This window comes from Streptomyces rishiriensis, assembly GCF_003112535.1.
Classification (GTDB): Bacteria; Actinomycetota; Actinomycetes; order Streptomycetales; family Streptomycetaceae; genus Streptomyces; species Streptomyces rishiriensis.
The window spans coordinates 26,598-38,793 of the sequence record NZ_BEWA01000021.1 but is presented as its reverse complement, the minus strand read 5'-3'; the positions used below and the strand labels follow the sequence as shown (position 1 = coordinate 38,793).

Sequence of the window (12,196 nt, the reverse complement as noted above, 5' to 3'; positions counted from 1 at the left end):
GGCGCGACCGGCACACGACGGCCGCAGGAGCGTGAGCGCTCCTGCGGCCGTTCTCCGTGGCGCGTGCACCGTCACGCGCGCGGGGCGGCGGCTTCCTCCTGGCGTCCGCGCAGCAGCATCAGGGCCAGGTACACGACGCTCGAGGCGCCGAGGCCGACCGCCCAGCCGTAGTCGGCGAGGGGTTCCAGGGCCGGGATCGGCCGGCCGTCGATCAGCGGCTTGAAGCTGGCGCCGCCGACGGCGAGGACGCCGCCGGTCACGAAGGCCGCCACGGCCCGCCAGTTCCAGCCCGCGTCGTACCAGTAGCGGCCGCCCGCGCGGTACAGGTCGGTCAGGTCGAGCTTTCCGCGGCGCAGGATCCAGTAGTCGGCGATGAGGATGCCGGCGACCGTGCCCAGCAGACCGCCGACCAGGCCGAGCCAGGTGAAGATGTAGCCCTGCGGGTCGGAGTACAGCTTCCACGGGAAGATCAGCACGCCGAGGACGCAGGTGACCAGGGCGCCGGAGCGGAAGCTGATCTTCCGCGGCGCGATGTTGGAGAAGTCGAAGGCCGGCGAGACCAGGTTGGCGGCGATGTTCACCGACAGGGTCGCCACCAGCACGGTCACCAGCGCGAACAGCAGCCCGAAGACGTTGTCCGTCTTCGCGGCGAGCTGTACCGGGTCCCAGATCGTCTCGCCGTACACGGCCTGGGAACCGGAGGTGACCAGCACCGACAGCAGCGCGAAGAGCGTCATGGTGGTGGGAAGGCCGAGGGCCTGGCCCCGGGTCTGCGCTTTCTGCGACTTTCCGTACCGGGTGAAGTCCGGGATGTTCAGCGACAGCGTCGACCAGAAACCGATCATGCCCATCAGGGACGGCCAGAACAGCTTCCAGAAATCGCCGCCCCAGCCCAGCTTGGAGGGCTGGTCCAGCAACGGGCCGAACCCGCCTGCCTTGTCGCTCATCCAGATCAGCATCACCAGCGCGCCGACGAGCACGAAGGGCGCCGCCCAGTTCTCGAAACGGCGGATCGTCTCCATGCCCCGGTAGATGATCGCGACCTGGAGCGCCCAGAAGAGCGCGAACGACAGCCACATGGTCCAGGCGTACCCGCCGATCTTCCCGGCGTCGGACCAGCCGTTGCCGATCAGCTTCCCGGCGAGGAAGTAGATCGCCTCGCCGCCGATCCAGGTCTGGATGCCGAACCAGCCGCACGCCACCAACGCCCGCACGACGGCGGGCAGGTTGGCCCCGCGGACGCCGAAGGAGGCACGCGCGAAGACCGGGAAGGGGATGCCGTACTTCGGTCCCGCGTGTCCGGTGAGCAGCATCGGGACCAGCACGATGAGGTTGGCCAGGCCGATGGTGAACACCGCCTGTTTCCAGTCCATGCCGACGGCGATCAGACCGGAGGCCAACGTCCACGACGCCGTGTTGTGGGCCATGCCGACCCACAGCGCGGAGAAGTTGTACGTGGTCCAGGTGCGCTTCTCCACGGGGACCGGCAGCAGGTCCTCGTTGGCGTAGGGGCCGCTGGGCTGCGGCGAACCAGGGGCGATCTCCACCCGGCCGTCGGCCAGGGTGACTTGAGAGGTCGGCGGTATGGCCGTGGGAGCGGTGTCGGTCATGGGCAGGCCAATCAAACGAGGGGCGGATCCGGAAAGGCCGTGCGGGTCTCCGGTCCCCTCCTCCGGGGAGGTGGAGGAGGGGAGAACTGGAGTGGGGGGATGGGGAGTTGCTCCTGAGGACGAGCGCGCGGGGCCCCTGGGGACGGGCGGGGTCGGGCGGTGACGGCGGGGTCAGGCGTTGACGGCCGGGATCACCGTCGTGCCGTACGCGTCGATGGTGGCCTCCTGCGCGTCGTGCATGTCGTAGACGGCGAACTGGTCGACGCCCAGCTCGCGCAGCGCGGCCAGCTTCTCGATGTGCTTGTCGACCGGTCCGATGACGCAGAACCGGTCGACGATCTCGTCGGGCACGAACGCGGTGTCGGGGTTGTCGGCCCGGCCGTGGTGGGAGTAGTCGTACCCCTCGCGGGACTTGATGTAGTCGGTGAGCTCGTCGGGGACGGCGGCGGAGTGCGCGCCGTACTTGGACACGAGGTCGGCGACGTGGTTGCCGACCATGCCCCCGAACCAGCGGCACTGCTCGCGCGCGTGGGCGAGCGCCTCCGGCGAGTCGTCCTCGGTGACGTACGCCGGGGCGGCGACACAGATCTTCACCTCGTCGGGGTCGCGCCCCGCGGCGACGGCGGCGTCCTTGACGGTCTTCACCATGTACTCGGTGAGATAGAGGTCGGCGAGCTGGAGGATGAAGCCGTCGGCCTCCTCGCCGGTCATCTTCAGTGCCTTGGGGCCGTAGGCGGCCATCCAGACGGGGAGGTGCGCGCCCTCCTTGATCCAGGGGAACCGGACGACCGTGCCGCCGAGGTCGGCCTCCTGGCCCGAGCCGAGCGCCCGGATGACCTTCATGGCCTGGCTGATCCGGGCGAGGGTGTTCGGGGGGCGGCCCGCCACGCGCATCGCGGAGTCGCCGCGGCCGATGCCGCACACGGTGCGGTTGCCGAACATGTCGTTGAGGGTGGCGAAGGTGGAGGCGGTGACCTCCCAGGTGCGGGTGCCGGGGTTGGTCACCATCGGGCCGACCGTCAACTCGCTGGTGTTCGCCAGGATCTGACTGTAGATCACGAACGGCTCCTGCCAGAGCACGGCGGAGTCGAAGGTCCAGCCGTGGGTGAAGCCGTTGCGCTCGGCGCGCTGCATCAGGCTGACGACCTTCGAGGCCGGCGGGTCGGTCTGCAGGACGAGTCCGAAGTCCATGTGCGCTGCTCCTAGTCGAGGTACTGGCAGGTGGAGCGCGGGGTGTAGACGCCGTGACCGGCGTGTCCGGTGTACTCCCGCTCGGTGATGACGAGTTCGCCGCGTGACAGGACGGTCTGGACGCGGCCGGTGAGCCGTTTGCCCTCGTACGCCGAGTAGTCGACGTTCATGTGGTGGGTCTCGGCGGAGACGATCTGCTCGGCGTGCGGGTCGTAGACGACGATGTCGGCGTCGGCCCCGGGGGCGATGGTGCCCTTCTTCGGGTACATCCCGAACATGCGGGCCGGGGTGGCGCAGGCGATCTCGATCCAGCGGCGGCGGCTGATGTGCCCGTCGACGACGGCCTGATGGAGCAGGTCCATGCGGTTCTCGACGCCCGGCAGACCGTTGGGGATCTTCGAGAAGTCGCCCCGGCCGAGCTCCTTCTGGCCCACGAAGCAGAAGGGGCAGTGGTCGGTGGAGACGACCTGGAGGTCGTTGGTGCGCAGCCCCTGCCACAGCTTGGCCTGGTGTTCCCTGGGCCGCAGCGGGGTGGAGCACACGTACTTGGAGCCCTCGAAGCCGGGCTCGGCGAGGTTGTCCGTGGACAGGAACAGATACTGCGGACACGTCTCGCCGAAGACGGGCAGCCCCTCGTCGCGCGCCCGGGCCAGTTCCGCGACCGCCTCCATCGCCGACACGTGCACCACGTACAGCGGGGCCCCGGCGACCTGCGCGAGCTTGATGGCGCGGTGGGTGGCCTCGGCCTCCAGGAGGGCCTTGCGTACCTCGCCGTGGTACCTCGGGTCGGTCTCGCCGCGCGAGAGCGCCTGCTCGACGAGGACGTCGATGGCGATGCCGTTCTCCGCGTGCATCATGATCAGTCCGCCGTTCTCGGCGGAGCGCTGCATGGCGCGCAGGATCTGACCGTCGTCGCTGTAGAAGACGCCGGGATAGGCCATGAACTGCTTGAAGGAGGTGACGCCCTCCTCAACCAGCAGGTCCATCTCCTTGAGCGTGTCCTGGTTCACGTCGGAGACGATCATGTGGAAGCCGTAGTCGATCGCGCAGTTGCCCTCCGCCTTGGCGTGCCAGGCGTCGAGGCCCTCGCGCAGGGTGCGCCCGACGCTCTGCACGGCGAAGTCGACGATCGTCGTCGTGCCGCCCCAGGCGGCCGCCCGGGTGCCGGTCTCGAAGGTGTCGGAGGCGGAGGTGCCGCCGAACGGCAGCTCCATGTGGGTGTGGACGTCGACCCCGCCCGGGATGACGTACTTCCCGGTGGCGTCGATGACCTTCTCGGCGGTCCAGGCCCCGGCGGCCGGGGTGCCGGAGGCGGCGAGGGCGGCGACACGGCCGTCCTCGATCAGGACGTCGGCGTGGATCTCGTCGGACGCGGTGATGACGAGGCCACCCCGGATGACGGTACGGCTGCTCATACTCCCTCTCCTGCCGTGTTCAACACTGGTGTCGTGCCTGGAGGGCGCCGCCGGCCCGGCCCCCGTGCGCCGGACCGGCGGCGGCTGCGGCCGGTTACGGTGCGGTCAGCGGGGGGTAGGCGTCGGGTCGGCGGTCCCGGTAGAACTGCCAGCGGTCGCGCACCTCGCGCAGCTTGGCCATGTCGAGGTCGCGGACGACGAGTTCGCTCTCCTTGTCGCTCGCCACCTCCCCGACGAACTGGGCCTCCGGGTCCACGAAGTACGAGGTCCCGTAGAAGTCGTTGTCGCCGAGCTCCTCGACGCCGACCCGGTTGATCGCGCCGACGAAGTACTCGTTGGCGACCGCGGCCGCCGGCTGCTCCAGCTGCCACAGGTACGCGGACAGCCCACGCGAGGTCGCCGACGGGTTGAAGACGATCTCCGCGCCCTCCAGTCCCAGCGCGCGCCAGCCCTCCGGGAAGTGCCGGTCGTAGCAGATGTAGACGCCGACCTTGCCGACGGCGGTGTCGAAGACCGGCCAGCCCGCGTTCCCGGGCCGGAAGTAGAACTTCTCCCAGAAGCCCTTCACCTGCGGGATGTGGTGCTTGCGGTACTTGCCGAGGTAGGAGCCGTCCGCGTCGATCACGGCGGCCGTGTTGTAGAGGACGCCCGGCTGCTCCTCCTCGTACATCGGCAGCACCAGGACGATGCCGTGCTCCTCGGCGAGCGCCTGGAACCGCCTGACGATCGGCCCGTCCGGGATCCGCTCGGCGTACTCGTAGAACTGCGGGTCCTGGACCTGGCAGAAGTACGGCCCGTAGAACAGCTCCTGGAAGCACAGGACCTGAGCACCCTGCGCGGCCGCGTCGCGGACCGCCTGCTCGTGGACCTGGATCATCGATTCCTTGTCGCCGGTCCAGGCCGTCTGGAAGACGGCGGCACGGATCACTTGGCTCATCGGGACCTCCGGTCGCTCGGTGTACGAGGAGCCTAGGAAGCCGGCCGTCCTGCTCTGAGTGGCACGCTGTCACGCCTGAGGGCGTCCGGCGTGCCACCGTGTCACGTCTTCGTCGCCCCATGTTTCACCACCGTTTTCCCAGGTCGTTCCATGTTTCCGGGCGGTTGCCCCGCGCCCGCGGTCAGCTCTGCTGCGCGTCGTGCGCGAGGAGCGCGATATGCACCGAGGCGGCCTGTTCGAAGTCGTCGAGGTCCACGCCGAGCCTGCCCTCTATGGCCTCCAGCCGGCGGTACAGCGCGGGCCGGGAGACATGGTGGAGCTGCGCGGTGCGGGACTTGTTGCGGCCGGTGGCCAGATAGGTCCGCAGGACGGCGAGCAGGTCGTCGCCGGCCGCGCACAGCAGCCCGTCCAGCTCGCGCTCGGCGAAGGACTGCACATGCGGGTCGTCCCGCAGCAGCCGCACCAGGCCCCGCAGATGGACGTCCTTGAGCCGGACGACGGCCGGGAGGTCGAGCGCGGCCGTGGAGTCCGCCACGGCGTCCGCGACGTGCTGGGCCTCGCGCAGCCCCGCCGGCACCTCGTCCCACTCGGTGCGCGGGGCGGCCGCCGCGACGACGGTGCGGGGCTGTCCCGACTCGGTGCGCAGCCGGGCGGCGAAGTGGACGGCGAGCGCCTCGGCGTCCTGGTCGCGGGCGAGGCTGAGCAGCACGGCGGTGGCCCCGTCGGCGAGCTCGGCGACCAGCCCCGGCAGGCCCAGCAGCCGCAGCAGCCGTTCGAGGCGGGCCAGGTCGCCGTCGCGTACGACGAGCGGGACGAAGGTGCGCCGGTTGACGGGCAGGCCGGCCGCCCGGGCCCGGGGCAGCAGGTGCCGCGCCGGGACGACGCCGGAGACCAGGTCGGTGAGCAGGCTCTGCGCGGACTGCTCCTCCCAGGTATGGGCGGAGGCCCCGCCGAGCATGCGGTGCAGGACGAGGGCCTCGGCGGCCCGGTCGGCGAGCAGCCGTCCGCCCGCGGTGTCCCCGCGGTGGCCGCAGAGCATGATCTGCCCCCACCGCTCGCCGCGTCCGCCCAGTTCGGCGCGGATCCAGCCGTCGCCCTCGCTGCCGCCGGCCTGGCGCGCGATGCGCTCCCAGTCCCGCAGCACGTCGTCGACCGCCGAGCGCTCCCCCGCCGTCGCCAGCACCCGGTGGGCGAGATTGGTGACGACGACGGGACAGGCGGCGTGCTGGGCGATCTCGTCGAGCAGCAGTTGCAGCGGAGCGCCCGCGGTGATCAGTGCCGTCAGCGCGGTCCGCACGGCCTCCGACAGGCTGACGGCGGCGAACTTGCGGCGGACCAGACGGGACTGGACCTCCTCGGTCAGCTCGGCGAAGGGGAAGGGACGGTGCAGGACCACCATCGGCAGTCCGCACCGCTCGGCGGCGCGCCGCATCACGTCCGGCGGGGTGGGGAAGGCCCGGCCGAGGCCCAGCACCACGGCCGCGGCCTCCGCGCGGTGCAGGGAGCGGATGTACTCGGTCTGCGCGTTGTCGTCGCCGGCGAGCAGCACTCCGGTCGTGAGGACCATCTCGCCGCCGCTGAGCATCACGCCGACGTCGGCGGCCTCGGCGACGTGCACCCAGCGCACCGGCCGGTCGAGCTGGGACGCGCCGGCCACCACCTCGGGCTCACCGGCCAGCACCCTTTCCAGGGCCAGGACCTGACGGACCGACAGTGCGGGTTCCAGCGGCTCCACGGGGCCCCAGGGCTCCAAGGCGATGGTCATGACGATGTGTTCCCTTGGCTCAGGCCGGCGCTACTGCGTGCTCCTCAGCGCGCTTTCGAGGATCGCGGCGCCCTCCTCGGCCTCCGCCACGGTCAGGGACAGCGGCGGGGCGATGCGCAGCGCGCTGGTGTCGTGACCGCCGCCCTTGCCGATCAGCAGCCCCCCGGCACGGGCGGCCTCCAGCACGGCGGCCGCGCGGCCGGGGTCGGCCAGGCCGGTGCCGGGCCGGGTCAGCTCGACGCCGATCATCAGCCCGCGCCCGCGCACCTCCCGTACGCCCGGATCCTGGGCGGCGACGGCCCGCAGCCGCTCGATGAGCAGTCCGCCGACCCGTCGGGCGTTGCCCTGGAGGTCGTGTTCCAGCAGGTAGGAGAGGTTGGCGAGACCGGCGGCCATGGTGACCTGGGTGCCGCCGAAGGTGGAGATGCTGTTGGCGTCCAGGCAGTTCATGATCTCGGAGCGGGCGACGACCCCGCCGACGGACATGCCGTTGCCGATGCCCTTGGCGAAGGTGACGATGTCCGGCGGACCGTTCTGCGCGTGCGCCTGCCAGCCCCAGAAGTGCTCGCCGGTGCGCCCCCAGCCCGTCTGCACCTCGTCGGCGATCCACAGGATCCCGTGGGCGTCCAGCACCTCGCGGAAGGCCGCGTACAGTCCGTCCGGCGGCGAGGTGAAGCCGCCGACGCCCTGGATGGGCTCCGCGATCAGGGCCGCGGGCGCGCGGGTGTGCCCGAGCAGGTCCTTCAGGTCCGCGACGCACGCCTCGATGAAGGCGTCGTCGTCGAGGGCGGCGAACGGGCCGCGACTGCGCACCCCGCCGTGCACGTACAGCGTCTGCAGCGGGGACAGCGAGGTCGGCGACCAGCCGCGGTTGCCGGTGATGCCGACGGCGCTGAAGGAACGCCCGTGGTAACTGTTGCGCATGGCCAGGACGGTGTTGCTGCGCCGGTGGGTGGTGGCGAGCAGCAGCGCCGTGTCGTTGGCCTCGGTGCCGGAGGTGGTGAAGAAGACGCGGGCGTCGGGAATGCCGCTGACGTGCGCGATCCGCTCGGCCAGCTCGACCATGGGCCGGTTGAGGTAGAGCGTGGAGGAGTGGATGATCCGCCCGGCCTGCTCGCTCACCGCCTTGGTGACCTCGGGCAGCGCGTGCGCGGTCATCGTGGTGAGGATGCCGCCGAAGAAGTCGAGGTACTTGTTCCCCTCCGCGTCCCAGACGTGCCGGCCCTCCCCGTGGGTGATCTCCAGCGGGTCCTCGTAGTAGAGGGCCAGCCAGTCGGGCAGGACGACGCGATGGCGGTCGTGGAGTTCGCTCACGGCTGCACCAGCCCGTCGTAGGCGTCGGGCCGGCGGTCGCGGTAGAAGGCCCACTGCTGCCGGACCTCCTCGACGAGGTCGAAGTCGAGGTCGCGGACGACGAGTTCCTCGTCCTTGTCGCTCGCGATGTCGCCGACGAACTTGCCGCGCGGGTCGACGAAGTAGGAGGTGCCGTAGAAGTCGTTGTCCCCGTACTCCTCGACGCCGACCCGGTTGATCGCGGCGACGAAGTACTCGTTGGCGACCGCGGCCGCCGGCTGCTCCAGCTGCCACAGGTGGGCGGAGAGGCCTCGGTGGGTGGCGGACGGGTTGTAGACCAACTGCGCGCCCTGGAGGCCGAGTTGACGCCACCCCTCGGGGAAGTGACGGTCGTAGCAGATGTACACGCCGACCCGGCCGACGGCCGTGTCGAAGACGGGCCAGCCGGCGTTGCCCGGCCGGAAGTAGTACTTCTCCCAGAAACCCTTCACCTGCGGGATGTGGTGCTTGCGGTACTTGCCCAGATAAGAGCCGTCGGCGTCGATCACGGCGGCCGTGTTGTAGTAGAAACCGGACTGCTCGACCTCGAAGAGCGGCACGACGATCACCATGCCCGTCTCGCGCGCGAGCTCCTGCATACGACGCACGGTCGGCCCGTCGGGGACCGGCTCGGCCCAGCGGTAGTGCTCCGGCTCCTGGACCTGGCAGAAGTAGGGAGCGTTGAAGACCTCCTGGAACCCGATGATCTTCGCGCCCCTGCGGGCCGCCTCGCGGGCGTGCTCCTCGTGTTTCGCCACCATGGACTCGGTGTCGCCGGTCCAGGTGGCCTGGACCAGTGCGGCACGTACGACGTTGGCCATGAGCTGCTCCTTCGACAGGACGTCAGAGCCTCTACGCCCGTAGACGAAGGTCGTAGAGGGACGAACGTAAGCCTCCTGGACGGGCTTGCCAAGACCATCGTCGTTAACCCGCGGAGTCGATCGCGTTTCACACTCGCGTGGGTGAGTCGCGCAGCGTCCGGCCCAGCGCCGGGCCCGCCGACGGGTCCCGCGAGCGCGGCGGCCCGCTCAGGCGGTGAACCCGGCGACCCTGAGGGCGTGCACCAGATCCCAGCGGCACTCCTCGGAGACGGCGCGGGCGGCCTGCAGCAGCAGCGGGACGAGGGCCCGCGGGTCCGGGGCGGCGCTGCGGGCGGCCTCCTCCGGGGTGCGCACCCGGACGTAGGCGTCGAGCAGCGCGCGGGCCTCGCGGTGCCGGCCGTCCCCGACCAGGGTGAGGACGGCCTGCCCGATCTCGGCGGCCGGGCGGGCGACGCCCTGCCGCAGGATCTGCGCGCCGTCCCCCGTGCGTCCGACCGCGACCAGCGCGTCGGCCGCGGCGACGAGCCGCTCGGCCGGCAGGGAGGCCGCCTCCCAGAGCAGAGTGGTCCAGTCGGCGGCGAGCCCGTTGCGCTGCAGCTCGGCCGCGAGCAGCGGGATGCGGGCGGCCTGCCAGCAGGCGAGCTCCGCCAGGAGGGCGTGCGCCTCGCCGCTGCGGCCCTCGGCGCGCAGCCGCACCAGCCGCTGCACCGCTTCGACGGTCTCCCGCCGGGCGGCCGCGTCCAGCGGCTCGCGCTGCGGCTCTGCGTCGGGCACCACGCTTTCGGCGGCGGCTCCGGCGAAGCGGGCGCCGCGCAGGGTGCGGCGCGCGGGCGCGGCGGGCGCCGGCTGCGCCGGTGCGGCGGCGTCGGGCGGCACGACGGCGGGGGCCGCGTCCTCCTCGGTGAGGCCTGCGAACCGGGCGCTGCCGCGCCGGCGCTTGCGCTGCTTGGGCACGGGGGCGGAGGCGGGGCCTGCGACGACGTCACCGGCTGCCGGACGCGCCGCGGTTTCACCGGCTCCCGGACGCGCCGCGGCCTCACCGGACCCGGGGCGCTCCGTGGCTGAGCCGCCAGGGGCGGGACCGTCGACGAAGACACCGCGCACCGCCCCCACCGCGGCCTCCTGACCGGTCCGGCGCACGCCGCCGGAACCGGGCCCGGGCTCGTCGCCGGGGCCGAATCGGGCGTCGTGGCCGGTCGGCCGGCGGGGGTGCGGCGGAGGCGTCGGGATGCGGTCCAGGTCCGTCATGCGCCGGCGGAGCTCGGCGCACCGGGCGGTGGCGCGTTCGTGGTCGTCGCGGGCCCAGGCGAGGTCGAGGCGGATGGCCTCGGCCTGCTCGTGGGTGGCCGCGGAGGCGAGCAGGCGGCCGAGGTCGGCGAGACGGTCGGCCGCGTAGCGCTGTTCGCGGAGCATCACGTCGAGCCGGTCCCCGAGCGCGTCGCGCCCGCCGGGGCGGGCGTCGTGGGCGGCGAGCGCGCCTTCGTGCAGGGGCCGGAGCCGCTGCGCCTCCTGTGCGCAGGCCTCGGGGCCGTGAGCGGCGGCGAGGTCCTGGAGGAGCGCCTCCACCACGTCCCAGGGCAGCACCTCACGTCCGTCGAGGCATGCCTGCATACCGTCGGGATCGCGCTGCCAGAACACCGCGCACCAGCCGGCGCCCTGGTCCAGGCGCGCCAGCAGTCCGTTCAGGTGGTTCACGAACTCCCGCACCCGGCCCGGGAGTTGATGCACAGTCATCACTGGACTCCCGCCCCCGACCGGAACACTCCGGTTCGTAGAAAACACCAGTCGTGTTACAGGGCGGCTACGGGGAGTTTTCGAAGCGGACGCGACCGCGTCACCGTGCGGCCCCGAGCGGCGCGCGACGGCGGCGGGAACCGGGCCTCAGGCGGGGGCGAGCGCGCACAGCCCCGCCAGCTCGTCCATGGACAGACCCAGCACGCGGGCCAGGGCGGCGACCGTGAAGAACGCCGGTGTCGGCGCCCGTCCGGTCTCGATCTTACGGAGGGTCTCGGCGGAGACGCCCGCGCTCGCCGCGATGTCGGCCATGCTCCGGCCGCCGCGCGCTTCGCGCAGCAGTCGTCCGAGCCGCTCGCCGCGCTCGCGCTCTTCGGGGGTCAAGGGGGTGCGCACCATGGCACCATTCTAATACCGGTATAGTAATTGGCATGGTAGAGCTGAAGACGGACACATCGATCGACGCCATGTACGAGGCGGGCCAGGTGGTCGCACAAGCCCTGACGGCCGTGCACAGGGCCGCCGACGTGGGCGTCTCCCTGCTGGAGCTGGACGAGGTGGCGCACGACGTGCTGCGGGAGGCGGGGGCGTCGTCGCCCTTCCTCGGTTACCGGCCGTCCTTCGCGCCCACGCCCTTCCCCGCGGTGATCTGCGCGTCCGTGAACGACGCGATCGTGCACGGCGTCCCCACCGGCCACCGGCTGCGCGACGGCGACCTGGTCTCGATCGACTGCGGCGCCGAACTGAACGGCTGGGTGGGCGACTCCGCGATCAGCTTCACCGTGGGCCGGGCGCGCCCGGAGGACGTCCGGCTCGTCGAGACCGCCGAGCGCGCACTGGCGGCCGGCATCGAGGCGGCGGTCGTCGGCAACCGGGTCGGCGACATCGCGCACGCCATCGGCACGGTCTGCCGGGGAGCCGGCTACGGGATCATGGACGACTTCGGGGGCCACGGCGTGGGCCGCCACATGCACGAGGACCCGGCGATCCCGAACGAGGGCCGCCCCGGCCGGGGCCTGGCGTTGCGCCACGGCATGGTGATCGCGATCGAGCCGATGCTGATCGCGGGCGGCGGGGACGACTACCACGTCGCTCCCGACGGCTGGACCCTGCGCACGAACGACGGTTCGAGGGCAGCCCACACGGAACACACGGTGGCGATCACGGAGAACGGCCCGAGGGTGCTGACGCACCGGGGCTGAGAAGAAGGGAACAGGCGGGGCAGACGGAGACGGCCGGAGCCCGCCGGGGGCCCGCCGGAACCCGCCGGGGAGGCCTGCGACGCCCCGCCGGGGCGGGGCGTCACGGGCAGGCCGGCCGGGGCGGGCCTTGCGGCAGCGGGGTCAGGGCGGGCCCGCCGCGGCACACCGACCGAGGCGAGGCCCGCCAGG

At 72.0% G+C, this 12,196-nt stretch carries 10 protein-coding genes; 1 reads left to right on the top strand and 9 read right to left on the bottom strand.

The window, feature by feature from the left end:
* Positions 1-71 precede the first annotated feature (71 nt).
* The 9 genes from Sri02f_RS32190 to Sri02f_RS32150 form a co-directional block, all read right to left on the bottom strand.
* Positions 72-1,610, bottom strand: coding sequence for an NCS1 family nucleobase:cation symporter-1 (locus tag Sri02f_RS32190; RefSeq protein ID WP_167467664.1), 1,539 nt, complete (start codon positions 1,608-1,610; stop codon positions 72-74).
* 171 nt (positions 1,611-1,781) lie between these two features.
* Positions 1,782-2,801: a TIGR03842 family LLM class F420-dependent oxidoreductase gene (locus Sri02f_RS32185; protein ID WP_109004850.1), complete on the bottom strand. Its 1,020-nt coding sequence runs from the start codon at positions 2,799-2,801 to the stop codon at positions 1,782-1,784.
* A gap of 11 nt (positions 2,802-2,812) precedes the next feature.
* The gene (hydA, locus tag Sri02f_RS32180) at positions 2,813-4,216 is read right to left on the bottom strand and encodes a dihydropyrimidinase (RefSeq protein ID WP_109004849.1); all 1,404 of its coding nucleotides are present in this window, start codon (positions 4,214-4,216) and stop codon (positions 2,813-2,815) included.
* A gap of 94 nt (positions 4,217-4,310) precedes the next feature.
* On the bottom strand, positions 4,311-5,153 hold the full coding sequence (locus Sri02f_RS32175) for a nitrilase-related carbon-nitrogen hydrolase (RefSeq protein ID WP_109004848.1): 843 nt from the start codon (positions 5,151-5,153) through the stop codon (positions 4,311-4,313).
* A 181-nt stretch (positions 5,154-5,334) separates the two neighbouring features.
* Complete coding sequence (locus Sri02f_RS32170) at positions 5,335-6,918, bottom strand: PucR family transcriptional regulator (protein ID WP_109004847.1); 1,584 nt, start codon at positions 6,916-6,918, stop codon at positions 5,335-5,337.
* 30 nt (positions 6,919-6,948) lie between these two features.
* Complete coding sequence (locus tag Sri02f_RS32165) at positions 6,949-8,232, bottom strand: aspartate aminotransferase family protein (protein WP_109004846.1); 1,284 nt, start codon at positions 8,230-8,232, stop codon at positions 6,949-6,951.
* Entirely contained in the window at positions 8,229-9,071 is an 843-nt protein-coding gene (locus tag Sri02f_RS32160) for a nitrilase-related carbon-nitrogen hydrolase (protein ID WP_109004845.1), read from the bottom strand. Before Sri02f_RS32160 ends, Sri02f_RS32165 begins: the two co-directional genes overlap by 4 nt.
* Before the next feature lie 207 nt (positions 9,072-9,278).
* A complete protein-coding gene (locus Sri02f_RS32155; RefSeq protein WP_109004844.1) occupies positions 9,279-10,805 on the bottom strand; it encodes a hypothetical protein in 1,527 nt (508 codons plus the stop codon).
* Positions 10,806-10,952: 147 nt separating this feature from the next.
* The gene (locus tag Sri02f_RS32150) at positions 10,953-11,204 is read right to left on the bottom strand and encodes a helix-turn-helix domain-containing protein (RefSeq protein WP_109004843.1); all 252 of its coding nucleotides are present in this window, start codon (positions 11,202-11,204) and stop codon (positions 10,953-10,955) included.
* A gap of 32 nt (positions 11,205-11,236) precedes the next feature.
* On the opposite strand from Sri02f_RS32150, the gene map reads away from it, so the two are divergent.
* A complete protein-coding gene (map, locus tag Sri02f_RS32145) occupies positions 11,237-12,007 on the top strand; it encodes a type I methionyl aminopeptidase (protein WP_109004842.1) in 771 nt (256 codons plus the stop codon).
* Positions 12,008-12,196 lie beyond the last annotated feature (189 nt).